We start from the raw sequence: 22,866 nt of genomic DNA on the forward strand, positions 1-22,866 counted from the left end.
GCCCAGCAGACAACTAAAATTGATATGATATTAAAAATCAAAAATCAAAAATCAAAAATCACATATGGCATTACCTCCGGGCAGTTTAGGTTTACCCCTAATTGGCGATACCCTCAACTTTTTGCAAGATTCCCAATTTGCCAAAAAACGCCACCAGCAGTACGGGCCCATTTTCAAAACCAGCCTTTTCGGACAGCCTACCGTGTTTATGCGTGGCCAAGAGGCTAGTTTGTTTGTTTTAAGCAATGACAACCAATATTTTGTTGTGAGTTTTCCTGCGAGTACGAAAGCGCTTTTAGGGCCGCTTTCCTTGTCGGTGCAAACGGGTGCTAACCACATAAATCAGCGCAAGTTGATGTACCAAGCGTTTCAGCCGCGAGCTTTGGTTGGCTACATCGGCGCGATGGAAAATATCACTCAGCGCTATTTGGAAAAATGGGAAAAAATGGAAACCCTGACTTGGTATCCTGAACTGATAAATTATACTTTTGATGTGGCGGCTAAGTTGTTAGTTGGGATTGATAATGGTTCGGAAACGGCGCTCGGACATAATTTTGAAACTTGGGGCAATGGTTTATTTTCGATTCCTTTAGATGTGCCTTGGACAAAGTTTGGCAAAGCGAAAAATAGCAGAAAGTTACTGTTAGCAGAACTGGAAAAGATTATTCGCGATCGCCAGCAAGGAACCCCTAGTGGCAAGGATGCTTTGAGTTTGCTGATTTCGGGTCGCGATGAGGAGGGAAATAGTTTGAGTTTGGATGAGTTAAAAGATCAAGTGCTGGTGCTGCTGTTTGCGGGACACGGAACTTTAACTTCGGCGATCGCCTCTTTTTGCCTTCTCCTAGCTCAAAATCCCGATGTGATGGCAAAAGTGCGGGCCGAACAGCAGCAGTTCCCCGCAACTGAACCCCTAACATTGGAACAACTCAAACAAATGACCTATTTAGAACAGGTGCTGCGAGAAGTGCTGCGTTTAATTCCACCGGTGGGAAGTGTTTTCCGGACAGTAATTAATGCTTGTGAGTTCGGCGGCTATGAAATTCCCAAGGGTTGGAGCGTGCTTTCTGGGATTACTCAAACCCATCAGGATAGTCAACTTTATCCTGAACCCGATCGCTTCGATCCCGATCGATTTAGCTCCGAGCGATCGGCTAAACCCTTTAGTTACGTGCCCTTTGGCGGCGGTTTGCGAGAATGTTTGGGCAAAGAATTTGCCCGATTAGAGATGAAGTTGTTTGCAGCAAAGATTGTTCGGGAGTTGGAATGGGAGCTTTTACCCGATCAAGATTTGAATTTAATCACAGTACCGACTCCCCGTCCCCGCGACGGTTTGCGAGTTAAATTTCGGCGAACAACTATCAATAGCTAGAAAATCCACCTCCCCGACTTCTTAAAGAAGTCGGGGAGCTAATATCAAATCCGGCTCTATACCCTCGGGATTGATCTTCCTCTTCTTCTGTGTGTCATAAGCGTCTTCGCGGTTTATCAAAAAAGACTAAGGCAAGCGTGTCACAATTAGTAAAGTGCGTCAGATGCCAAAACCCTCGATCGGCCGATAGCATCTCAATCAACATCCAATTGCATCGGTCCCAAATATTTAGTTAAATAAGGGGAAAACACCTCATAAATCAGCGTCAGTGGCTTCCCGTGATGCCAAAACAAATAGTGTCGCCCCCAAAAAGGCCCCGACTGTTCAAAAGCTGACTCCAAAGCCACTGAATCACCGTAATAAATGCCCTGCACATCGCGATACAATTCTGTCCGCAGCCTCGCTAAACTGGCCCAAATTGGCAAAGATTTATTTTGTAAATATTCGTCTACGTGGCTCGCTTCCCACCAAGAAGTCGCATAGGCTAAACGCTGTCCAGAAGCTGTTCGCAGCCACACTTGGCGGCGTAGGCGCGGCCCCGGAACGGCGACAATTTGCTGGGGCGCGCCGTCTGCGCCTTCACCCACTAAAGACATATCGATCACATCTACTTCTGTCGGTTCCCCTGTCAGCAGTTGCAGGTGACGGGTGGGGGAACCGTCGCCCAGGAGCAGTATTTGCCACGCCGGTGCTAGTTTGGTGTGGGGCAAACCCTTCTGTACTGCGTCTTCGGCTCCTTGCCACAGGGGGGTGAGAGCGTGCCAGGTGCGGCTGTTTTTGGGTGTGAATGTTGCAGTCAAGGGTCTTTACAAAACTTAATTTTTTGTTTATTATAACGCTTCTTCAATTATCCACTCAAAAATTAAAAATTGATCGACCGAAGACGATCGCCCATAGGATGTCCGGTTAAATAGTTATAATACTTCTGTGCGGGATTTTTATTCTTTCTTCTTCCTTCTTCCCTCTTCCTTCTTCCTTCTTCCTTCTTCCTTCCACTATATGTTACGAATAACCGAAATAAAACTCCCCCTCGATCATCCTCAAGATGCGATCGCCGATGCCCTTCTCAAAAAGCTGCAAATTCCCCCCGAAGAATTGCTCGGCTATTCCATCTTCAAGCGCAGCTACGATGCTCGTAAAAAAGCAGAAATCCTCCTTGTCTATATTGTGGATGTAGAGACGACACAGGAAAAGCAACTTCTCCAACGCTTCAAAAAAGATCCTCATGTGATGGTGACACCAGACACTAATTATCGCTATGTAGCCCAAGCCCCCAAAAATTTGACGATTCGCCCCATTGTGATTGGTACAGGCCCGTGCGGTATGTTTGCAGGGCTAATGCTGGCACAAATGGGGTTTCGTCCCATCCTTTTAGAACGCGGAAAAGCAGTGCGCGATCGCACGGTTGATACCTTTGGATTTTGGAAGAAAAAAGCAGAATTTAACCCAGAATCTAACGCCCAGTTTGGCGAAGGTGGTGCGGGTACTTTTTCCGATGGCAAACTCTACAGCCAAGTTAAAGATCCTCAGCATTATGGACGGAAGGTACTGACGGAACTTGTGAATGCGGGAGCTTCACCGGAAATTTTATATATTAATAAACCGCATATTGGCACGTTCAAACTGGTGGGAATTGTCCAAAGTATTCGCGCCCAAATAGAATCATTAGGCGGAGAGATTAGGTTTCAAACTCGTGTGGAAGATATCCACATCGAAAATGGAAAAGTGCAGGGACTTACCCTCGCCAGCGGAGAATATATTGCTAGTAATTATATAGTTCTGGCGGTGGGACACAGCGCCCGCGATACTTTTGAAATGTTGTTTTCGCGCGGGGTTTACATCGAACCTAAACCTTTTTCCATTGGTTTTCGGGTGGAACATCCGCAGACTACGATCGATCGCTGTCGTTTTGGCGATCGGGCAGGCCATAAGCTTTTGGGTGCCGCCGATTACAAACTGGTTCACCATTGCCAAAACGGCCGTTCTGTATATAGTTTCTGTATGTGTCCCGGTGGTTTGGTCGTGGCGGCTGCGTCAGAACCGGGGCGACTTGTCACTAATGGGATGAGTCAATATTCTCGCAATGAACGCAATGCTAACAGCGGGATTGTGGTGGGTATCACGCCGGAGGATTATCCCGGTCATCCCTTAGCGGGAATTGAGTTTCAACGTCGCCTAGAAGAACGGGCATTTGAGTTAGGAGGTGGCACTTACAACGCCCCTGGGCAGCTTGTGGGTGATTTTTTGGCAAATCGCCCTTCCACGGCGCTAGGTGCTGTGCAGCCGTCTTATACGCCGGGAGTTGTGATGACTGATTTGAGCGAAAGTTTGCCAGATTATGCGATCGCAGCCATCCGCGAAGCACTTCCGGCTTTTGACAAACAAATTAAAGGATTTGCGATGGATGATGCGGTTTTAACTGGTGTGGAAACGCGCACTTCTTCACCAATTCGGATTAAACGCAAGGAAGATTATCAGAGTTTGAATACAGAAGGCCTTTATCCTGCTGGGGAAGGTGCAGGATATGCGGGTGGAATCCTGTCGGCGGGAATTGATGGGATTAAGGTGGCGGAGGCGGTTGCTTTGAGCATATTGCGATCTTCAAACCACAAAATTTGAGGCTGGATTTGAGGATTTTTAGATGGTTTGAAGAGTGCCGTCAACTGTCAACTGTCAACCGTCAACTCTGTTCAAACAGCAGCTAAACGCGATCGAATTTCGGTATCGGTATACTCAGGCGTCCAGCCTTCTTTAGTGGTAAAATAGCGCACCGCTTTAACTTTCCGGGCTGCTGTCAAATAAAACCAGTGTTCTGTATTCGCCGGCACGTTGATAAATTCTTCCGGCTGCACTGTGAGTTCGACTTGGCTGCCGTCGGGCCGCACGAAGCCGAAAATGCCCTCGCCTGCTACGATATACCGCACTTCATCATCGGCGTGGATGTGGCACTTGTTGAATTTGGACAGCATGGTGTCGAGGTTGGGAATGTCTGGGTGCAGTACAATTAAGTCGCGATCCTGATAGCCTGCACTTTCCGACAACTGTTGAAAGTAGCCGTCGAGGGCTTGCAACACTTGCTCTTTTTGAGTGTCGTCAAGAGCATCTTTAGCTAACAAATTTTGAATTTCAGCGCTGTCACCCACGGGCCAGCGGTTGAGTTGAATGTTTAAGGAAGCGAGTTCTCGGGTAATGTCGCTTTGTTGAGTGTAGGTTGTACCGTTTTCGAGTCGCAGGATAGCCATTTTTGCACGTTCCAATTTTTGGGTGAGGCGATACACAGGCACTGTGAAAGATGTTTGTCGATCGCGCCTGTACCAGAACCACAATTTTAACGCTAATTTGAACAGGCTTTTCGGTCTGTTCCACAACAGTTGAATATTTGTCGCGATAATATTGATAAGTCAGGCGCCAGCTAGCACCAGCAGCGATGGCATGACTGGTATCTTAAATGTAACTTTTGCAACAACTATGCCTACTTATACTGGAATTTCTAGCGAAGCATTTCAGCATCCCCTCGATCGCCAAGCCGAGGCAGCATTGCGGAGCGTACCTGGATTTGACTTAATTGCCAGCAAATTTGTAGAATTTGTCTACGAACGACCGCAATTCGTTTACCTAATGGGAAATAGCATTCAAGTCGGCCCACGCCAATATGCCAGCATTTATCATATATTTCGGGAGTGCGTGCAGGCTTTAGATGTTTTTCCAGAACCGGGTTTGTTTGTTTCTCAGAATCCCTCAGTTAACAGCTATGCCCTGGGGAAAAACCAGCCTTATGTAGTATTAAACACTGGTCTTTTAGACTTGTTGGACGAGGCGGAACTGCGGGTAGTCTTGGCTCACGAGTTGGGACACATTAAATGCGGTCATCCAATTTTAAATCAAATGGCGAGTTGGGCAGTGAGCGTTGCATCGACAATTGGCGAGATGACTTTCGGGCTGGGAAATATGGTCGGTAGCGGTTTAATTTTCGCTTTTTACGAGTGGCGGCGCAAGGCTGAATTGTCGGCAGATCGGGCGGCTTTGTTAGTAACTGATGACTTGAACAGTGTGATGAAAACGATGATGCAACTTGCGGGAGTTAGCAGTAAATATGCTGACCAATGCAGTTTGCAAGAATTTATCCGCCAGTCTGACAACTATCAAGAGCTCGATCGGGACAACCTCAACCAAGTGTATAAATTTTTACTTTACAACGGCGGCCAGGGCGTGATGCTGAGTCACCCTTTCCCGGTGGAACGCCTGCGGTATTTGCGAGACTGGGCAAGTTCCGAGGAATACCGCCAAATTAAGCTAGGGAACTACAAGCGGGCGGTATCCGAGGGTGCGGTTGATGTCAAGTCGCAAACGCCTAACAGCGAGACGGAGGCTTTGCGCCGTCAAATTGAAGAGTTGCAGCGGGAGATCGATCGGCAAAAATCACAGCGAAACTAAGTTTAAATTCCTCGTTCCCAGGCAGAGCCTGGGAACCAGCTAAATGTTTTGTTGAAGATTTACCGGATTTGAGGGAGGGGGAAACGTAAAAGGAAGGTAAACCAGTGAGAGACTTACTCGCAACTGGCCTCCAATCTAAAAACTGTCCCCTCCTTTCGGAAATCTGTTTCTGAGGAGGTGTAGTTTAAATCAAGAGAAGCTTATAAATCAACGGGGCTAAAAAAAATGAATATTGATAACGCAATGAATACTAACAAGCCAACTTCTAATTTTTTCGGCAATGTGGGAAAAGTCGCGATCGCCCTGACTCTTGTGGCCGTCGGCATGGCATTTACAAATCCTGGGAGAGACAAATACCTAACTTATGCTTCCGGCGAACTCCAAACCGAGTTGGAAAGCACTGTGTGCAAAGATTCTCGCGTTCCGAAAGCTTTGAGCGGCATTACAGATACTTTGATCGGCAGTTGTAAGAATTTGCTGACTTCGCAGCGGAACTCGATCGAAAGCTTGCTCGACAATACAACGCAGCGTCAAAATTTAGGTGTGGCCAGCATTTATACAACTGAACTGGGCAAAAAAAGCTATCAAACGGTTGGAGCTTTTGGTAATTTCGTGACTCTGCCACCTAGTTCTGAAAATGCTCAAAAGTAGATTCAAATTAAGTTCCATTGTAGAAACCGGGTTTTGTAAAAAGCCCGGTTTTTAGTTACACAATTCTCTCTAAGACAATCTAAATAAATTCGGATACAGGCAGCACATATTTTTAATCAAGCCCGCTGATAAAAGCCAAAAATTAAGTTTTATTAAAAATAAAAAGTTATAGGGTCACTTAATATTAACATGAACACTATAAAGTTGTATGTTTAACAAATAAGCAGATGGCAATGCAATTAAGTAAGGGTGAGAGATTTAATATCTCTAAAGAAGCGCCGGATTTAAAAAAAATGGCGATCGCCCTAGGTTGGCAGGTGACAGAGGCAGGACAAAGCTACGAGATTGATGTCTCTGCCTTTATGCTAGGTGCTGACGGCAAAATACCTAACGATAAATATTTGATCTTTTACAATAATCTGCAATCCTATGACAGTTCGGTACTGCAAGTGATTCGGGATAAAAACAACCGAAGTCAAGAGAATAAAACGATTTACGGCGTTATCTTAAAAAGAGTTAATCCTGAAATTGAGGAAATAACTTTTGTTGTCACTATTCACGAAGCAGATAAAATTAATGGAAATTTTAGCAATATCAAAAATGCTTTTATCAAGATTTACAGTTTGGATACAGAAAACGAACTTGTTCGGTATGAATTAAAAGAGAATTTTTCGCGAGAGACTGCTGTAGAATTTGGTCGCTTGTATAGAAAGAATGGAGAGTGGAGATTTCAGGCGGTAGGAGCAGGATATCAGGCCGGATTGCAGAGTTTTGTGGATAAGTATTGCAGCTAAAATAGTAGCGAGCGAAAAAAATCGCCGGAAAATTATCATAGCAGCAGTACCAGAACTCGCAGCAGGCGAAGAAGCAGAAGGTAAACCGCTGTGGCATTAGTTAGTAGACGACAAAATGTGCTGGTAAGCATCGATGGTTTGCTGGGCGATCGCATCCCAGTTATAATGCTTTCTTGCGTACTCTTTGCCGTTCAATCCCCGCCGTTGGCGCTCTTGTGGATTCAGAAGTGCTGATTTAATTGAATTGGCGATCGCCCCTACTTCCAAAGGCCCCACCCAACCAGCTTCTGCTTGCTGTATGTCTTCCGCAATATGTATGCGATCGGAAATGGCGACAGGTACACCCGCGGCCATCGCTTCTGCTACAGCCATGCCAAAGTTTTCGTAATAAGAAGGCAAGACAAATAAGTCGGCGTTTGTCAACAGTTCAATTTTTAAATTGCCGCTCACAAAGCCAGTTATTGTTGTGTATTTTCCTAAGCTTGAGTTGTGTATTTTACTTTTAATTTGTGTTTCATAATCAGCATCTTGGGGATTGGAACCAGCTAAAATAAAGTGAAACTCTATCCCAGATCCTAAAATACTTTCTAATGCTGGAATTAGCAAATCAAGCCCTTTTTTAGGTTCAATTCGCGACATAAATAAGATGATTGGCACTTGAGATTCTCGCAATCTCTTAGGAAACAAACCTGCTGTCACCCCCAAGGGAATCACCAAATCCCGTCCCACGGGTATCTTCCCTGTGCAGTCCAAACCAAATCTTTCGGAGATTTTAGCCTCTTCTTTACTTGTAAAATGAATGGCGGCTGCGCCTGCTAAATTAGGGCGTTCTAAAACTGCTGCATAAATCTGTTTTAAGCGCTTTTTTTTCTGCAAATCGGCGGGGTCAAGCATACCGCAGGGACGGATAATATACGGTAAGTGGCGATATCTAGCAATGGTGGCAGCAAAGGTAGTTACTGGTGAGAAAATAGCGTGAATGTGAGCCAGGTCAAATTGTCGCGCATTTTCATTTAACCACTGCAATAACGAGAATGAAAACTTATATCTGCGCCAGGGATAACAGCGGAAATAAATAATCTGATAGCCGTTTTGTTGTATTGGTTGATTTAAGGGGACATCTAAGGGATGTTGACCGATATCTCCGTTAGAATCTGTGGTGATAATTGTGAGATTAATACCCCGGGAAGCGAGGGCTGCAGAAAGTCCCAGCACCATTTGACTTGGCCCGCCGTAGACGAGCGAAATCGAGGGGATAATTTGGAGAATTCGCATGGGGGATAGTTCTTTCAATCAAAATATCAACATCTCCCATGACAAATTTAATTATCTGGAAAAGGCTGCCCGTCTAGCTGTTCCGCTTCTTCTCTCTTTGTGGCTGTAATTTGGGTATTGTGAGCCATTGTCTTGGAAAATTCATACATTTCACTGGCTTTTGCTTCCGCAGCTTTCACCATTTCAAGGATTTCCAGCAGTAGGCTTTCATCTGGTAATTGTTTCATTGCAATGCTTCTAATCTCTCAACTACTTTGTCTATCATAATTTTCGATTCAGGAGCCATGTGTAGCAACGCTGCTAAATAATCTCCTGCTTTTTGAACATCTTCATCGGGCACACCAGCCATCAATACATTGCCCACAATGTGCTCTGCTTGTAAGCGAACACCTGATACGCAGAATTGAAAATTACTGATGGAAGAAAAGTATTGCATCAGTATTTCATTCTGGGGAAAAAGAGACATTGCTCTTCTAAGTGCAAAAAGTCCCTGCGTTGCTTGGCGATCGGTATCGTCTAGTACCTGATATAGTTCGTCAACCAAAGGTCGTATGTCGGAAGGAATAGACATTTACCACAGTTTTTATTTAACACTTGCATTATACTGCCAAAAGTTACAACAATTCTTTGTAAAATTCCAACAACTGCTCAGCTAAAGCTTTATTTGTATAATTGCTCATCGCTCTCTGATAACCCCGATCGCCCAAATCAGCAGCCAACTGCCGCCGCTCCATCAATTGCTGCAAACACTGGCGTAAAACCCCTGCATTTCCCTCGGGGAATACTAACCCCGCATCCCCGATGACGTGGGGAATTTCCCCGCAGTCGGAACCGATAACCGGAATTTTACAGGCCATCGCTTCGATTAAAACGTGACCGAATTGTTCTTTCCAGCCCACCGTGGTCAAAGTTTTGAATTTATAGCTCGTTTGCGAGGGCAATACCAAACAGTTCATTAAGTTAATGTAGGGGGGAATCTCTTCGTGGGAAACGCTTTCTACCCAAATTATTCGGTCGCTGATTCCCCATTCAATACATTTTTCGGCGAGGTGCGCCCGCAATTTTCCTTGTCCTACTAACAGCCACTTCCAAGAGCTTTTTTTCAACCCGGCTAAGGCTTCAGCTAAAGTTAACAATCCTTTTTCTTCGACAAATCGCCCTACAAATCCTACCACAAAATCGGTCTGTTCAATGGCGAACCTGCGCGATAAATCAGCGTCTTTACCAGTGCGGCGAAACAAAGTTTCATCTACTCCGAGTTGTGGCATTACTTTCACCGCACCTTGATAGCCCCGCTGCTGCAAAATTTTAGCTCCATCTAGATTGCCTGCAATAATTCCGTCGGTGTGCTGAAGATTGTAATTTTCTAATAGTGAAACAGGCCACTTCAATTTATAAGGCAGATTCCACCAGGTAAATAATATATTTTTTGCTTTCAGTTTGAGCCGTTTATTTAGTAATATTAATTGAGCGCCAGCCAGAGACTTTGAACCTTGTTCAACTTGGATTATCTGGGGTCTAAAGTTTTGCAAAATTTTAATTAAATCAAAACCAAAACTTAGCAATCCTTGATTGTTTTGACTAAAGTTGGAGACCGGGATTACTTTAAATGAACCCTTTTGATAAAATTGAGTTTCTATAATTTTATTTTGAACCCCTCCGGGTTTCCAACGCTGCGGCACTACAACAGTTACTTCAATATCAGGTTCTAGGCTTGCTAATATCTTGAATTTTTCCCGGTTAATGTCCACAATATAGGTGTGACTGGCAACGAGAATTCTCATTTAGGGGGAAGGGGGAAGGAATAGGGAATTATTGAGCGTTAATGTTGTCTTGATGGCTGTAAATTTGTCCATCATTCCACAGAGATTGAACTACTGTATTTATAGCACTGATAAAACCCAGGATATAAAAAGCAAATCTAGTTATAATTTTAATGGGCGAGTGGCTTTTATAACAAGGCGGATTTCCCAAAACGTGGCAATCAAAGAGTTTGGCAAAAAATCGCAGGCATTGAAAAGCTGTTAAATTTTTCAATCCCATGAGGAAATGGTTGTGATAAAATGTGACTTGATACTCGATCGATCGCGTACTGACATCATGACATCCGCCGCTCTCTTCCCCCAAGTGAACTAAACACGCATTGGGATCGTACCAAATTTTCATGCCAGTCGATCGCAATCTCAAACAAAAATCCGACTCCTCCCGCACCGCACTGCCTGCAAACCGCTCGTCAAACCTCAGCCCGCATTCGGCAAAAACCTGCCGACGAAATGACATATTGCAGCCTCTAGCCGAAAGCACCTGCTGCGGTTTTACTGTATGCACCAAATCGATAAAATACCAGGCAATGCCCGCATCCATCGCTTCAGAGGGCAAATATTCGATCGCCAAATCGCCTCCAGAATTATCCAGTTTCATTCTGTCAAAAACCCTGCCCGCCACACATCCCACATCTGGTTTTTCTAAATAATTGCCAGCGTGAGTCGCCAAAAAACCATCTGGCAATTGTACATCATCATCAATAAATAAAATAATCTCTCCCACTGCGCGCCGCACTGCATAATTTCGAGCTGCTGGCAAACTGGCCCAATCTACTCGAAACCACCGAATTTTGCCAGCATTTGCCAATTCCTCTAAATAAACTTGAGTTTCCGACTCGTGGTTGCAAGTTTGATCGATTACTAGAACTTCAAAATTCGGGTAATTTTGCCGAATCGCATCAGCCAATGTCTCTCGCAGAGGTTGCTCGCGGTTGTAGGTGGGTATCACCACAGAAATCATCATCACACAATTGAGTGAAAATAAAGTTAAGGGCAGGCATCCTGCCTGCCCCACTGGTTATTTTTGGAGAAGTTGATTAAAACTCGAAATTAATAGTTAGAAATTTTGATTTCTGAATTTTGAATTAAAGGATTTCAACTCAAAACTCAAAATTCAAAACTCAAAATTCAAAATTTTTAGCAATTCCCCATTTCCATCAGATGGCTATGTGTTGCTGAACGGCTAAAACTAAATTTTCAGTCCAGAAATTAGCCAATTCGGCGGTGGCAGCTTCCACCATAACTCGCATTAGCGGTTCAGTGCCAGAAGCGCGAACCAAAACCCGTCCCTGTTCTCCCATTGCCGTTGTAGCACGTTCGATCGCACTTTGCATTGCCTCGCACTCGTGCCATTTTAGGCGTTTTTCGCGATCGTCCACCCGAATATTTCGCAGCAACTGCGGATAAGTTTGGAAACTGCCACTTACCAATTGTGCCAAAGATTGCCCGGACTGGCGCACCAGCGAAGCCATATGCAAAGCTGTCAGCAAACCGTCGCCGCTAATACCGTAATGCGGACAAAGAATGTGTCCCGATTGTTCGCCGCCCAACATCGCACCAGTGCGCTGCATTTCAGCGTGAACGTACTGATCTCCCACGTCGGTTCTAGTTAGTTTGCCGCCCAATTCTTCCCAAGCTCGCTCGAAGCCGAGGTTAGCCATTACAGTAGAAATAATTAAATTGGATGGTAACTGTTGGGAGTCGCGCAACTGTCGGCCCCACAGATAAAGAATGTAATCGCCGTCAATCGTTCGACCTTCGTTGTCAACACACAAAACTCGATCGGCATCGCCGTCAAAAGCAAATCCCAGATCAGCATTGTGTTCCAAAACTGCCGCTTGCAAACTGTCGAGATGAGTAGAACCGCAGTTAACATTAATGCGATCCCCATCAGGAGAGTCGTGCAAACAGATGACATCCCCCCCCATTTGCGCGAACACCGCCGGCGCCAAACCCGCGGCCGCCCCCCAAGCCAAATCCAAAACAATCCGCATTCCCTCCAAATTCATCTGTTGTAGGGAATCACAGAGCGAAGTGGCATAATCTTTAACCAACTCAGATCGATGGTAGTGGTGTCCCCAACCCAAGCTAGCAATCGGAACCTTTGCTCCCCGGATTCCCGCTTCGATTTGTTCCTGCAACTGCTGCGACAGCTTCGAGCCGTTTGAGCCGAAAAACTTAATGCCGTTGTCTTCTGGGGGATTGTGAGAAGCCGAAATCATCACTCCGCCGACCGACTCCGAAATGCTTGCCAGATAAGCAACGCAGGGAGTGGGACACAATCCCAAATTCCACACTTCCAAACCGGCGGCCGTCAAACCTGCTGACAGTGCCATTGCCAGCATATCGCTGGAATTCCTGCTGTCTTGCCCCAAAATCACAGGCCCCTGGTTGGGGGAATGTTGCCGTAGAACTTGTCCCGCCCAGAAGCCCACTTGCAGGGCTAGGGGTGCATTCAGCAATTCTCCAACTTTCCCGCGAATGCCGTCTGTGCCGAAGAGTTTGGTATTTGGCAGGGGGAGGCTATCTCCCACCAGAATCGTATCGCGTTTGACTGGCTGTACCGAGTTAGCAGCCGGAAACTCGCTGCCACGAGGGCGCGAAGGTGTCTGAACCATATTCACTCCTTTAGGAATATTCACACTCACACTTTGGGTTCATGTTACAACTGAAAGCTTTATTTTCAGCCTAAACTCCATTTATTTCGTCGATTGCTGAAGCAACTTGCTCTGACAACCTACGCACAAAGCTTAGCTTCATCGGAAAAATTTGTATTGTATCCAAGGGAAAAACTTTTAGTACCGGGGGCGCGCCTACGCTCGGAAACCCGGTTTCTTTCTGTCTTGAGGCGTGACGCTGCTGCGGTGTGAGCCGATCAGGCACTGCGGGTATAGAAGGTTAATGCTGTATTGCCGTATATTTTCTGGCGACAAATTTCTAGACCGGAAATCGGTTGTGTCGATCGCTCCGGGCTGTGTTCGATCGCCATTTCGCCGTTTGGTGCTAGCATTTCTTGGCTGGCGATCGTGTTTAACACAGGTTCGTACAAGTCGCTGGCGTAGGGCGGATCAAAGTAAATGCGATCGAACTGCTGCCCCGCTAGTGTCGCCAATTTCGCCGTCGCGTTTCCTCGCAGTATTTGGAATGTTTGGGACGAGTCTGCTACTTGCTCCCAGTTTTCGCGGATAATCGCACAAGCTTTCGCCGACTGTTCGATGCCAGTGACACTCGCGGCTTGACGACACAAAGCTTCTGCACCCATCGAACCGCTGCCAGTACAAATGTCAAGCCATCTGCAATCTGCGATCGTCCCTTGCCAAATATTAAATAAAGCTTCTCTAACTCGCGAAGGTGTAGGGCGAGTTGCGAGTCCCGGCAGAGTTTTGATTTGGCGATTGCCACTGATTCTCAGGCTCATTTAGGAAGAAGGAAGAAGGAAGAAGGAAGAAGGAAGAAGGAAGAAGGAAGAAGGAAGAAGGAAGAGGGAAGAAGGAAGAAGGAAGAGGGAAGAGGGAAGAAGGAAAGTGACTTTTAAAAATGTCAAACCCGGTTTCGGCAATCTACCGGGTTTTTCAATATTCATGCCACCTAAGCAGCTACTTTTGCCCTCACCTGACTGACAAAATTTGACAGCATTTGCAATCCTGTACTCGAAGACTTTTCCGGGTGAAATTGCACGGCCATCAGATTGTCTTTAGCTATAGCCGCCGTCACGTTTTGACTGCCGTGAGTCACAATTGCCGATCGCACTTCCCAATCAACTGGATCGACATAATAAGAATGCACGAAATAAACCCAAGGATCAGACGGTAAATTTTGCCATAGCGGCAAACCCGCCTGAGTAAATTGCAATTGATTCCATCCCATGTGGGGAATTGTCAAACCCGGTTCCGAGCGAAATCGGCGCACTTTTCCCGCAATAACGCCCAATCCCGGTTCTACGCCTTCTTCGGAACTTTCAAACAGAATTTGCAAACCCAAACAAATGCCTAAAAAAGGTTTCCCCGAGGCGATCGCACTTTTTATCGGTTCTATCAAATTGCGCGAGCGTAAATTCTGCATTGCCGGGTCAAACGAACCCACCCCCGGCAAAACCACTGCATCAGCCTGCTCGATTATAGCAGGAGAATCTGTAATTTTTGGCACTGCACCCACATTTTCCAAGCCTTTACAGACCGAGTGCAGATTGCCCATGTCATAGTCTACTACTGCAATGACAGACATTGACTTACTTGCCTTATATTATCAATATCAGTATTATTGCACAAATATGACGGCGAAAATCCTGCTAACCTCATTTGATACTTGGCTTCCCCATCAGAAATCCAACTCTTCTGACGACTTATTAGCCAAGATTTCCCAAATCAAATCTTGGCCTGATTCCCTGACTTTTTTGAGGAAACTGCCAGTAGATTTTCAGCTAGCACCTAATTTAGCGATCGCCCAAATCAACCAACTCCAACCCGACACTATTATCTGCTGTGGCATGGCCGAAAGCCGGCAAAAATTAACTATAGAATCTTGCGCTTGCTGCGATCGCGACATTCGGAAAACAGCAGTTAATCTCGAACCGCTAGTAGCTGATTTAGCTGCCACAGAAATCAGTCACGAAGCCGGAAAATTTGTATGCGAAGCCCTCTATTATGCAGTTTTAAAACACCTTGCAGATTCTCAACTTAGCACCAAATGTATTTTCGTACACGTACCAATTTTGACTAATGAAAACACCGACAAGATTGTCGCCGATTTTTTATTAATTTTAACTCGCCTCCCTTAACAACTGACAACTGACAACTGACAACTGCCAGTTGCCAACTGCCAAGTCTTTAGCCGCCGTAATTCCAACCGGTGCTTTCTAGCAGCAACGGATTGCCTTCTCGGTGGACGCCTGCGGCCAAAACTTCTCCGACATAAACCGTGTGATCCCCGTGTTCCACAGCACCAACAACTTTGCACTCGATGTAACCCAGAGAATCCGAGATAATCGGACAACCAGTTTCCGCGCCGGGATAAAATTCTACATCCTCAAATTTATTGCCAACGCGGCGCTGCTGTTTAAAGAATTTCTGGGCTAGCTCTTTTTGCCCTGCTTCTAGGAAACTCAAAGCAAAGACACCGCTGGCTTTGATCATGCCGTGGGATTTGGAGTCTTGCTTAACGCAGTTAACAACTAAGGGAGGGGTAAAGGAAGATTGCATCACCCAGCTAGCGGTGAAACCGTTGACTTCCTCCCCGTCTTTGACACCGCAGATGTACAATCCGTGAGGAATTTTCCGCAAGATGGTCTTTTTAGCTTGTTCGTCTAGCACGGGCTTACCTGTTCGATCGATAATTCTACACCGCTCAGTTTACCAATATCGGGATCGCAAACCCACCTGTCTTAAGGGCTATTCGCTAATATTGCCTTTTTCGATCCCAAACTTGACACCAGTTTTAAGTCAGAATTAATAACTCAAAACTATTGTGCAACTCCGTGCTTTTTAAACCAATCTTGCAACCGTTTCCAAGCATCCTCAGCTTCTTTTTCCCGGTAACTGGGACGATAATCAGCGTTAAAACCGTGCGGCGTATCTGGATAAAGCACAATTTCAGAACCGCTGCTGCCAGTTTTGAGAACTTCCCGCATTTTCTCGACTGTATCGTTGGGAATTGACTCGTCTTTGCCACCGTAAAGCCCCAATACAGGCACTTTCAAAGTTGCTGCAAGGTCGATCGGGTGTTTGGGAGTTAAAGCCGTAGAATCGCCAACCAAACGCCCGTACCAAGCCGCGCCAGCTTTAACTTTGGGGTTGTGGGAAGAGTACAGCCAAACAATTCTGCCACCCCAGCAAAATCCTGTAATTCCCAACTTATTAGTATTGCCTTTTCCTGACTTTTGTGCCCACTCTACGGTAGCATCTAAATCCGACATAACTTGAGCGTCAGGAACTTTCGAGACAACTTTACTAATAATTTCTTGGATGTCGGTGATTTTAGAAACATCACCTTGACGGGCAAACATTTCTGGGGCGATCGCTAAATAACCTAATTTAGCAAAACGGCGGCAAATATCTTGAATGTGTGCGTGAACTCCGAAGATTTCTTGAATTACTAAAATAACTGGAAAATTGCTGCCGCTGGCTGGCATTGCTCTGTAGGCTGGAATTGAGCCGTCTTTTACGGGAATTTTTACCTCACCTGCTATTAAACCAGCAGCATCCGTATTGATAACGGCAGCCGCAATAGGATGAACTGCTAAGGCAAATCCGGCGCTTAATGCGGTGACAGTGATAAATTGTCTGCGAGTTAAATCAGTCATGGCGATTTTAGATTTTAGATTTTAGATTTTAGATTGGGGAATTGAGAATTGGTAATTGGTAATTGGTTATTTCATAATTGCTCCTTCTTTCTTTTTCCTGACATCCGTTACATCCGTTACAGAATCCGTTGCCGAACTTTCTTCTTCCTGACATCCGTTACATCCGTTACAAAATCCGTTGCCGAACTTCCTTCGATGGTCGGAAAAGCCGATCGTGCTCTGGATGGTACAAGCGCGATCGCCCTTCTGCTGATTTTCCCAAAGCCGGACTAATGACATACATCGTCGTTCTGATCAAATTATTTTCGCGCGTAGCAACTGCCATTTTGTCAAGGGGAACTAGCACAATTTTTTCATCCGGCCAGCCCAACCGATAACAAATCGCTACAGGCAAATCCGATGGGTAATGTTCCATCAATTTAGCTTGAGCTTGTTCGACATGGCGGGCACTCAAATACAGGCACAAACTAGCTTGATGAGCCGCTAAACTCGCCAATTCTTCGCGTTCCGGTACTTCGGTTCTGCCGCTAATTCGCGTCAAAATAATTGTCTGCACAACTCCGGGAACTGTCAACTCAATTTTAAGTTTAGCCGCCGCAAGTTGGAAAGCGCTAATTCCCGGGATTACCTCAAAAGCAATTCCCTCGGAGGCCAAAGCTTGCATTTGTTCGCCGACGGCCCCGTAGAGACAGGGATCGCCGGAATGGAGACGGACGACGCTTTTTCCGTCGCGCACTCGTTCCACCATCAAAGGTACAATCTCTTCGAGGGTCTTATCCGCAGTTTGGATCACTTCAGCATCCGTGCGTACCCCCTGCAAAATTTGCTCTGGGACTAAGGAATCAGCAAATAATATGACATCAGCCGCAGCGAGTAATTTTTGAGCCTTAACAGTCAACAAATCCGGGTCTCCCGGGCCTGCACCTACAATGTATACCCCTGGAATTAGGGCTTCAATCTGTGTCAAACTCATTGCTGCTAAAAAATTTGCTAAATTTACGGACTCTTCCGGATGTACCTATTTTAGCGGGAAGTAAGGGATGGTAGATGCACCCTGGTTTTGAACCCTAGAGACTAACCTCTCTGGGGTTTTTTATTGATCCTCTGGGAATTTATGAGGTATCTTAGCCCGATCGCTATTGGGGGAGACAACATCGGGTAAAGGTCGATCAAGCAAATAAAGCCAAGCTAACCCGCCCAACCCTAAAACAATCCCAGTCAAGCTTACCATCTGTGCAGCCCGCAGTGGCCCGAACATCAAACTATCAGTCCGCAACCCTTCAATCCAGACTCGACCGGAACTGTAAGCTGCGATATAAACCAAAAATAAAGCCCCAGTTTTTAATCGAATTTTGCCCTGCAAATCGCGGAAAAATAAAGTCAGAAGCAACCCAAATACTGTCAGATTCCACAGGGATTCGTAGAGAAATGTGGGGTGGAAGTATTCAAAATTAGCGTAGGTGGACGGGCGGCTGTTTGGCGGAATATAGAGTTTCCAAGGCAAATCCGTAGGACTGCCAAAAGCTTCGGAGTTAAAGAAATTCCCCCAGCGTCCGATCGCCTGACCGAGAATTGCCGAAGGCGCGATTAAATCTGCCAATTGCCAAAAAGAAACTCGCTGAATTTTCGCAAAAATTAAAGCTGCGATCGTGCCACCCAAAATCGCCCCGTGAATGGCAATTCCGCCTTTCCAAATCGCAATAATGTCTTCAGGCCTCTGGGAGTATTGCTGCCACTCAAAAGCTACGTAATAAATTCGAGCACAGGGAATAGCGCCCAGAACCAACCAGATTGCCAAATCACCCAGCAATTCCGGGTTGACGCGGCGCTTTTCGGCCAAGTATTGGGACAGACTCACCCCTATTAAGACGGCAGAAGCTATCAACAGCCCGTACCAGCGGATGGCTAGGGGGCCGAGTTGAAAGATAATCGGGCCCGGCGATGTAAATTGAAACGCTAAGGGCAGCGCAAGAATATTTAGCACCATAAAAGTTGCATTAATTGTGATGGAAAGCTGTCAAATTTGCACACCCTTTAACAAACTCCAGAGTTTATTTTAGGTGGGTATGGTCATTTACACGCAATATTTGGGGAATTTTGCCAAAAATTAACTTTGTTGGGGACATTGGTGTCTGGAGTTTTCTTTGTGAGTCCACAATAAGAGCCCCCTAACCCCCTTTTTTAAAGGGGGGAACCGGATTATTCTCAAATCCCCCCTGATTAAGAGGGATTTAGGGGGATCGAGACTTCACCTTTTTGAGGATTAACGGCAGCTTTGGTCGAGAAGTTTTAATATAGAGAATGGCTTTAAATTTTCTGATGACCTATGTCTCCTACTTCCGTTTCTCAGGTGTACTCTTCTGGTAATTCCAAGGGTGCGAATCAGTCTCGCAAGACTGCTGCTTTGGCTGTTGAGTCGGGTAAAATTCCGCCCTTGCTGGGGGCTAGTTTGGCTGAGTTAACGGAGTGGGTGCAGCAAAAGGGGCAACCTGCTTATCGGGGAAAGCAGTTGTACCAGTGGATTTATGAGAAAGGTGCGCGATCGCTCTCTGATATTTCTGTATTCTCGAAACAGTGGCGCGAGACTGTTGCTAAAATTCCGATCGGGCGATCGACCATTCACTATCGATCGGTCGCACCAGACGCCACGGTAAAGTATCTCTTAAAATTGGCAGACGGTCAAATCATTGAAACCGTCGGCATTCCCACCGATAAACGCCTGACTGTGTGCGTCTCAGCCCAAGTTGGCTGCGCGATGGGCTGCGACTTTTGCGCTACTGGGAAAGGCGGTTTCAAGCGCAATTTAGAAAAACACGAAATCGTCGATCAAGTCTTGACAGTACAGCAAGATTTCGGCCGCAGAGTCAGCCACATCGTATTTATGGGAATGGGCGAACCCCTGCTGAATTTCGATAATGTTGTAGCTGCTGTCAAGTGTTTGAATCAAGACGTAGGAATTGGACAGCGAAATATCACCATTTCCACAGTAGGAATTCGCAATCGCATCAGCCAACTAGCCGAACATCAACTGCAAGTTACCCTCGCCGTCAGCCTCCACGCTTCTAATCAAAGATTGCGCGAAGAGTTAATTCCTAGCGCCCGCCCTTATCCTTTGGGTGAGTTAATCGCAGAATGTCGGGAATATGTGCGATCGACTGGACGCAGATTGAGTTTTGAATACGTACTTTTAGCAGGTGTGAATGACTTACCGGAACACGCAGCCGAGTTAGCTAGTCAGTTGCGTGGCTTTCAGTGTCACGTCAATTTGATTCCTTACAATCCGATTCAGGAAGCTGAATATAAGCGACCGACTCCCAATCGAATTAACAGTTTTGTTTCGGTTTTGAAGGAAAAGAAAATTGCAGTTAGCGTGCGCTATTCTCGCGGCTTAGAAGCAGATGCGGCCTGCGGGCAATTGCGGGCATCGGAGGTTAAAAATTGAATTTTTAATCCCTAAAAATTGTAGTAGAGTGCGTCAGAGTGGGTTATTTTATCAATTATTGAGAAACTACATCCTGACGCACCCTACTATTTTAGCTTACAAGCGTTTAACAAGTATCCACCGCAACTCTAACGGCGGTGTTTGTTGCACGGAAAATAAATCCCGCCCGCTAGCCCAACTGACAAACCAAGGTGTCGGCGGCCACGCAGAATCAGGCAAATGTTTTTGTTCGTATTCAATCACCGATTCATCAGAAATAATTTCTAATGGCAAACCCTCTATTGCTGCTTGCAATTCTTGCCTGGTAATCAGATAAGACCAACACAATTCAGACATTTGTTTTGCCATCTCGTCGGGTTCGTACCCATCTACTGCTAAGAAAGCACTGAATAAGATAAACCCGCCGCTTAAAACAGCATCGGACATTTTGCCGAGGAAAAGACGAATTTGTTCGGGATAGCGAAAGTGCGAGAGAACTTCGGTAGCAATGGCTAATTTGTAGCGATAGGTTTTCATCCTCAATAATGGATCTAAAACGTCGCCTTGGGTGACACTTATTGGCAAGTTTTCGGCGGTTGCTGCAACGGATAGTTTTTCGGCAAATATCGGCGTTAGTTCGATCGCATCCACGGAATGGCCTAACCTTGCTAAAGGCAGACTATTGCGCCCTGGGCCCGCACCAACATCTAAAATAGGTGCTTTTCCCGGTTCGCCTAATTCGGCGGCAATGGCGATGACTTTTGCATCGGGATGGCTGCCGAATAAAGGTTCGGGGCGAATATCCGGCCAGCTATGATATTTCTGGGCCATCGATTCGACTTGAATCTTGGTATTCAGAGTAATGCCGCCGGCTAAACCGCTTTGGGAATTGGCGGGAAAATAGGAGACTATTAGATTAGCATGGGGGGAATTTTTGAATCCTTCTGCTAAGGCGTTGGCGATTAATGTTCGCAAGTTTTCGGTTTGGGCAGCGTCGATGTTTTGTCCGAGAATGTTTAAGAAGTCTGACAGTAATTTAAGATAGTCATTTAGCATCGATGGCAAGCAAGGCAGATAGAATTCTCCCTTGAGGCCGATGCTCCTTTTGAGCCTTTCTTTGAGAATTAGTTTCAGGCGATTGCCGTCTGTCAGCGGCGGGTCTGTTTCGGGTGATTTGCTGACACGCAATTCCGGGGAAGATGCAGCACTGGTAAGGTTTTTACTCACAATATTTTCGATTAGAGTCGGCAATAAGTGCGATCGCACCGAGCATAATCTTGTGCTCTTGCACCTGAATTCGAGCGTGCAACGTTTCTGTGGTATCATCCGGCAATACCGGCACCGCAGCCTGCATTAAAATCGGCCCGCTGTCTACTTCTAAACGGGCGATATGCACCGTACATCCGGTGATTTTAACCTTGGCTGCCAGTGCTTGCTCGACGGCGCGAATTCCTGGGAAACTCGGCAGTAAGCTGGGGTGAATGTTAATAACGCGATCGGCAAAAGCATCAAGCAAAACTTTGGTAACAATTCGCATCCAACCCGCCATCACTACCCATTCTACATCATATTCTTGAAAAGTTTTGACAATTTTTGTATCTAATTCTTCGCGGCTTTTGCAGTCGCGGTGATTGAGCATAATCGAGGGAATGCCGTATTTTTCTGCTCTGGCGGCGGCTTTGGCTTCGGGGTTGTTGTAAATTAATACGGGGATTTGAGCGTTGAGTTGTTGGTTTTGGATGGCTTGGGCAATTACCTCGAAATTGCTGCCGCTTCCTGATGCTAAAACTCCTAATTTTAATGGAGGATGGGTCGGAGCGATCCTCTTGGAGGGGTTCGCTAACGAACTTTGACCAATCTCAGGAGAAATCAGGCAGGCATTGGAATTAACAGATACTGGATTAGCGGTCATTCGATTTTAGATTTTAGATTTCAGATTTTGGATTGACCCCACGGATAAATTCGGGGGCTTGAGGATTTTAGATTTTAGATTTTGGATTGATTCCACGGATAAATCCGAGGGCTGGTACCATCAAGAAATTCTTGGTCATAAAGATAAAAACTCTTCACTCATTTTTTACAATACAGGTAAAGGGTAAGGGGTGCTTGGTCGCACTATACATGAAAATATTGGCTAAGTCCTAAGTATATTTGGTTATGTGACTTACTGATTCAACCCTATTCTACAATATTACCAAAAAACTCTTCCCTGAGAATCGAATAAAGTTTTAGATCCCAATATCTGTCTTTCACAAATAGGTGCTGTCGCAATATCCCTTCCAATTGCATCCCCACTTTTTCCATCACCCGAGCCGAAGCAATATTGTTAACTTCACATCGAGCCACAATTCGATTTAGCAACATCTCCCGAAAACCGAATTCAATAACTGCATTGACAGCCTCGCTCATGTATCCCTCGCCCCAATATTTTCGCGAAAGTGCATAGCCAATTTCCGCGCGGCTGTGGGTCATACTCCATTCCACAAATCCGCAAGTCCCGATAAACTTTTTCTCGGCTTTGTGGACTATTCCCCAATCTACAAGCTCTCGTTTTTTGTACATTCTTGTAAGTGACTTGAGAAAGTATTTAGTGTCTTCGAGCGAGGTGTGAGTTGACCACATTGTGTATTCTGATACTTCCGGGTTGCAAGCATACTCAAACATATCGCTGGCATCATTTAAAGTTATTTTTCGGAGGAGCAGCCTTTCAGTTTCTATAGTAGGTAAATTGGCTAATATATCGAGAAGGTTCATTGTGAGATTGACCTATATTGTGATACCATTTAAAACTAAAAGCTAAA

At 45.7% G+C, this 22,866-nt stretch carries 25 protein-coding genes; 8 read left to right on the top strand and 17 right to left on the bottom strand.

Annotated elements, in window-relative coordinates; genetic code table 11:
• Positions 1-64 precede the first annotated feature (64 nt).
• On the top strand, positions 65-1,369 hold the full coding sequence (locus QT996_RS10635) for a cytochrome P450 (protein WP_333046434.1): 1,305 nt from the start codon (positions 65-67) through the stop codon (positions 1,367-1,369).
• Positions 1,370-1,563: 194 nt separating this feature from the next.
• On the opposite strand, the gene QT996_RS10640 is transcribed toward QT996_RS10635, so the two are convergent.
• On the bottom strand, positions 1,564-2,169 hold the full coding sequence (locus tag QT996_RS10640; RefSeq protein ID WP_333046435.1) for a chorismate lyase: 606 nt from the start codon (positions 2,167-2,169) through the stop codon (positions 1,564-1,566).
• Positions 2,170-2,368: 199 nt separating this feature from the next.
• Here QT996_RS10640 and QT996_RS10645 point away from each other — a divergent pair, with 199 nt between their 5' ends.
• A complete protein-coding gene (locus QT996_RS10645; RefSeq protein WP_333046437.1) occupies positions 2,369-3,988 on the top strand; it encodes an NAD(P)/FAD-dependent oxidoreductase in 1,620 nt (539 codons plus the stop codon).
• A 71-nt stretch (positions 3,989-4,059) separates the two neighbouring features.
• On the opposite strand, the gene QT996_RS10650 is transcribed toward QT996_RS10645, so the two are convergent.
• The gene (locus tag QT996_RS10650; protein WP_333046515.1) at positions 4,060-4,611 is read right to left on the bottom strand and encodes an acireductone dioxygenase; all 552 of its coding nucleotides are present in this window, start codon (positions 4,609-4,611) and stop codon (positions 4,060-4,062) included.
• Between the two features lie 226 nt (positions 4,612-4,837).
• Between QT996_RS10650 and QT996_RS10655 the strand changes: the two genes are divergently transcribed.
• The 3 genes from QT996_RS10655 (at position 4,838) to QT996_RS10665 (ending at position 7,248) form a co-directional block, all read left to right on the top strand.
• Positions 4,838-5,803: a M48 family metallopeptidase gene (locus QT996_RS10655; protein ID WP_333046440.1), complete on the top strand. Its 966-nt coding sequence runs from the start codon at positions 4,838-4,840 to the stop codon at positions 5,801-5,803.
• 225 nt (positions 5,804-6,028) lie between these two features.
• The gene (locus tag QT996_RS10660; RefSeq protein WP_333046442.1) at positions 6,029-6,454 is read left to right on the top strand and encodes a DUF4359 domain-containing protein; all 426 of its coding nucleotides are present in this window, start codon (positions 6,029-6,031) and stop codon (positions 6,452-6,454) included.
• Positions 6,455-6,687: 233 nt separating this feature from the next.
• Positions 6,688-7,248, top strand: coding sequence for a TerD family protein (locus tag QT996_RS10665; protein WP_333046443.1), 561 nt, complete (start codon positions 6,688-6,690; stop codon positions 7,246-7,248).
• A 96-nt stretch (positions 7,249-7,344) separates the two neighbouring features.
• Here QT996_RS10665 and hpsP read toward each other — a convergent pair whose 3' ends face one another.
• The 7 genes from hpsP to rsmD form a co-directional block, all read right to left on the bottom strand.
• Positions 7,345-8,523: a hormogonium polysaccharide biosynthesis glycosyltransferase HpsP gene (gene hpsP, locus QT996_RS10670; RefSeq protein WP_333046516.1), complete on the bottom strand. Its 1,179-nt coding sequence runs from the start codon at positions 8,521-8,523 to the stop codon at positions 7,345-7,347.
• Between the two features lie 47 nt (positions 8,524-8,570).
• Entirely contained in the window at positions 8,571-8,750 is a 180-nt protein-coding gene (locus tag QT996_RS10675; RefSeq protein ID WP_333046444.1) for a hypothetical protein, read from the bottom strand.
• Positions 8,747-9,094: a hypothetical protein gene (locus QT996_RS10680; protein ID WP_333046446.1), complete on the bottom strand. Its 348-nt coding sequence runs from the start codon at positions 9,092-9,094 to the stop codon at positions 8,747-8,749. The genes QT996_RS10675 and QT996_RS10680 overlap by 4 nt, the downstream gene beginning before the upstream one ends.
• A gap of 43 nt (positions 9,095-9,137) precedes the next feature.
• Positions 9,138-10,307 carry a hormogonium polysaccharide biosynthesis glycosyltransferase HpsO gene (gene hpsO, locus QT996_RS10685; protein ID WP_333046447.1) on the bottom strand — a complete coding sequence of 390 codons (1,170 nt, stop codon included), beginning with the start codon at positions 10,305-10,307 and terminating at the stop codon, positions 9,138-9,140.
• A 28-nt stretch (positions 10,308-10,335) separates the two neighbouring features.
• Entirely contained in the window at positions 10,336-11,310 is a 975-nt protein-coding gene (gene hpsN / locus QT996_RS10690; protein WP_333046449.1) for a hormogonium polysaccharide biosynthesis glycosyltransferase HpsN, read from the bottom strand.
• 193 nt (positions 11,311-11,503) lie between these two features.
• Positions 11,504-12,964, bottom strand: a complete 1,461-nt coding sequence (glmM, locus tag QT996_RS10695; RefSeq protein ID WP_333046451.1) for a phosphoglucosamine mutase — start codon at positions 12,962-12,964, stop codon at positions 11,504-11,506.
• A 257-nt stretch (positions 12,965-13,221) separates the two neighbouring features.
• Positions 13,222-13,764 carry a 16S rRNA (guanine(966)-N(2))-methyltransferase RsmD gene (gene rsmD / locus QT996_RS10700; protein WP_333046452.1) on the bottom strand — a complete coding sequence of 181 codons (543 nt, stop codon included), beginning with the start codon at positions 13,762-13,764 and terminating at the stop codon, positions 13,222-13,224.
• Between rsmD and QT996_RS10705 the strand changes: the two genes are divergently transcribed.
• The gene (locus QT996_RS10705; RefSeq protein WP_333046454.1) at positions 13,735-13,881 is read left to right on the top strand and encodes a hypothetical protein; all 147 of its coding nucleotides are present in this window, start codon (positions 13,735-13,737) and stop codon (positions 13,879-13,881) included. The two genes, rsmD and QT996_RS10705, sit on opposite strands and share 30 nt — an antisense overlap.
• 53 nt (positions 13,882-13,934) lie before the next feature.
• On the opposite strand, the gene hisH is transcribed toward QT996_RS10705, so the two are convergent.
• Complete coding sequence (gene hisH, locus QT996_RS10710) at positions 13,935-14,570, bottom strand: imidazole glycerol phosphate synthase subunit HisH (RefSeq protein ID WP_333046456.1); 636 nt, start codon at positions 14,568-14,570, stop codon at positions 13,935-13,937.
• A 46-nt stretch (positions 14,571-14,616) separates the two neighbouring features.
• Here hisH and QT996_RS10715 point away from each other — a divergent pair, with 46 nt between their 5' ends.
• Positions 14,617-15,123: a pyroglutamyl-peptidase I family protein gene (locus tag QT996_RS10715; protein WP_333046457.1), complete on the top strand. Its 507-nt coding sequence runs from the start codon at positions 14,617-14,619 to the stop codon at positions 15,121-15,123.
• A gap of 49 nt (positions 15,124-15,172) precedes the next feature.
• Here the strand turns inward: QT996_RS10715 and QT996_RS10720 are convergent, their stop codons facing one another.
• From QT996_RS10720 to lgt, 4 genes are all read right to left on the bottom strand, one after another.
• The gene (locus tag QT996_RS10720) at positions 15,173-15,655 is read right to left on the bottom strand and encodes a flavin reductase family protein (protein ID WP_333046458.1); all 483 of its coding nucleotides are present in this window, start codon (positions 15,653-15,655) and stop codon (positions 15,173-15,175) included.
• A 149-nt stretch (positions 15,656-15,804) separates the two neighbouring features.
• Positions 15,805-16,644, bottom strand: coding sequence for a dienelactone hydrolase family protein (locus QT996_RS10725; protein WP_333046459.1), 840 nt, complete (start codon positions 16,642-16,644; stop codon positions 15,805-15,807).
• Between the two features lie 166 nt (positions 16,645-16,810).
• On the bottom strand, positions 16,811-17,617 hold the full coding sequence (gene cobM, locus QT996_RS10730; RefSeq protein ID WP_333046461.1) for a precorrin-4 C(11)-methyltransferase: 807 nt from the start codon (positions 17,615-17,617) through the stop codon (positions 16,811-16,813).
• A 120-nt stretch (positions 17,618-17,737) separates the two neighbouring features.
• Complete coding sequence (gene lgt, locus QT996_RS10735) at positions 17,738-18,631, bottom strand: prolipoprotein diacylglyceryl transferase (protein WP_333046462.1); 894 nt, start codon at positions 18,629-18,631, stop codon at positions 17,738-17,740.
• Positions 18,632-18,970: 339 nt separating this feature from the next.
• Here lgt and rlmN point away from each other — a divergent pair, with 339 nt between their 5' ends.
• On the top strand, positions 18,971-20,086 hold the full coding sequence (rlmN, locus tag QT996_RS10740; RefSeq protein WP_333046464.1) for a 23S rRNA (adenine(2503)-C(2))-methyltransferase RlmN: 1,116 nt from the start codon (positions 18,971-18,973) through the stop codon (positions 20,084-20,086).
• Positions 20,087-20,182: 96 nt separating this feature from the next.
• Here the strand turns inward: rlmN and QT996_RS10745 are convergent, their stop codons facing one another.
• The 3 genes from QT996_RS10745 to QT996_RS10755 form a co-directional block, all read right to left on the bottom strand.
• A complete protein-coding gene (locus QT996_RS10745; protein WP_333046466.1) occupies positions 20,183-21,292 on the bottom strand; it encodes a class I SAM-dependent methyltransferase in 1,110 nt (369 codons plus the stop codon).
• A complete protein-coding gene (purN, locus tag QT996_RS10750) occupies positions 21,285-21,977 on the bottom strand; it encodes a phosphoribosylglycinamide formyltransferase (protein WP_333046467.1) in 693 nt (230 codons plus the stop codon). The genes QT996_RS10745 and purN overlap by 8 nt, the downstream gene beginning before the upstream one ends.
• A 266-nt stretch (positions 21,978-22,243) precedes the next feature.
• Positions 22,244-22,819, bottom strand: coding sequence for a GNAT family protein (locus QT996_RS10755; protein WP_333046468.1), 576 nt, complete (start codon positions 22,817-22,819; stop codon positions 22,244-22,246).
• Positions 22,820-22,866 lie beyond the last annotated feature (47 nt).

It is taken from the genome of Microcoleus sp. S13C4 (genome assembly GCF_036700865.1).
Taxonomy (GTDB): domain Bacteria; phylum Cyanobacteriota; class Cyanobacteriia; order Cyanobacteriales; family Microcoleaceae; genus Microcoleus.

Bases quoted from the DNA above. Each gene is read 5' to 3' on its own strand.
- QT996_RS10665 (WP_333046443.1), top strand. From the start codon at position 6,688: ATGCAATTAAGTAAGGGTGAGAGATTTAATATCTCTAAAGAAGCGCCG.
- QT996_RS10675 (WP_333046444.1), bottom strand. From the start codon at position 8,750: ATGAAACAATTACCAGATGAAAGCCTACTGCTGGAAATCCTTGAAATG.
- QT996_RS10650 (WP_333046515.1), bottom strand. From the start codon at position 4,611: ATGGCTATCCTGCGACTCGAAAACGGTACAACCTACACTCAACAAAGC.
- QT996_RS10680 (WP_333046446.1), bottom strand. From the start codon at position 9,094: ATGTCTATTCCTTCCGACATACGACCTTTGGTTGACGAACTATATCAG.
- hpsO (WP_333046447.1), bottom strand. From the start codon at position 10,307: ATGAGAATTCTCGTTGCCAGTCACACCTATATTGTGGACATTAACCGG.
- QT996_RS10715 (WP_333046457.1), top strand. From the start codon at position 14,617: ATGACGGCGAAAATCCTGCTAACCTCATTTGATACTTGGCTTCCCCAT.
- hpsP (WP_333046516.1), bottom strand. From the start codon at position 8,523: ATGCGAATTCTCCAAATTATCCCCTCGATTTCGCTCGTCTACGGCGGG.
- QT996_RS10635 (WP_333046434.1), top strand. From the start codon at position 65: ATGGCATTACCTCCGGGCAGTTTAGGTTTACCCCTAATTGGCGATACC.
- QT996_RS10725 (WP_333046459.1), bottom strand. From the start codon at position 16,644: ATGACTGATTTAACTCGCAGACAATTTATCACTGTCACCGCATTAAGC.
- lgt (WP_333046462.1), bottom strand. From the start codon at position 18,631: ATGGTGCTAAATATTCTTGCGCTGCCCTTAGCGTTTCAATTTACATCG.
- glmM (WP_333046451.1), bottom strand. From the start codon at position 12,964: ATGGTTCAGACACCTTCGCGCCCTCGTGGCAGCGAGTTTCCGGCTGCT.
- cobM (WP_333046461.1), bottom strand. From the start codon at position 17,617: ATGAGTTTGACACAGATTGAAGCCCTAATTCCAGGGGTATACATTGTA.
- QT996_RS10755 (WP_333046468.1), bottom strand. From the start codon at position 22,819: ATGAACCTTCTCGATATATTAGCCAATTTACCTACTATAGAAACTGAA.
- QT996_RS10660 (WP_333046442.1), top strand. From the start codon at position 6,029: ATGAATATTGATAACGCAATGAATACTAACAAGCCAACTTCTAATTTT.
- purN (WP_333046467.1), bottom strand. From the start codon at position 21,977: ATGACCGCTAATCCAGTATCTGTTAATTCCAATGCCTGCCTGATTTCT.
- QT996_RS10645 (WP_333046437.1), top strand. From the start codon at position 2,369: ATGTTACGAATAACCGAAATAAAACTCCCCCTCGATCATCCTCAAGAT.
- QT996_RS10655 (WP_333046440.1), top strand. From the start codon at position 4,838: ATGCCTACTTATACTGGAATTTCTAGCGAAGCATTTCAGCATCCCCTC.
- rsmD (WP_333046452.1), bottom strand. From the start codon at position 13,764: ATGAGCCTGAGAATCAGTGGCAATCGCCAAATCAAAACTCTGCCGGGA.
- hpsN (WP_333046449.1), bottom strand. From the start codon at position 11,310: ATGATGATTTCTGTGGTGATACCCACCTACAACCGCGAGCAACCTCTG.
- rlmN (WP_333046464.1), top strand. From the start codon at position 18,971: ATGTCTCCTACTTCCGTTTCTCAGGTGTACTCTTCTGGTAATTCCAAG.
- hisH (WP_333046456.1), bottom strand. From the start codon at position 14,570: ATGTCTGTCATTGCAGTAGTAGACTATGACATGGGCAATCTGCACTCG.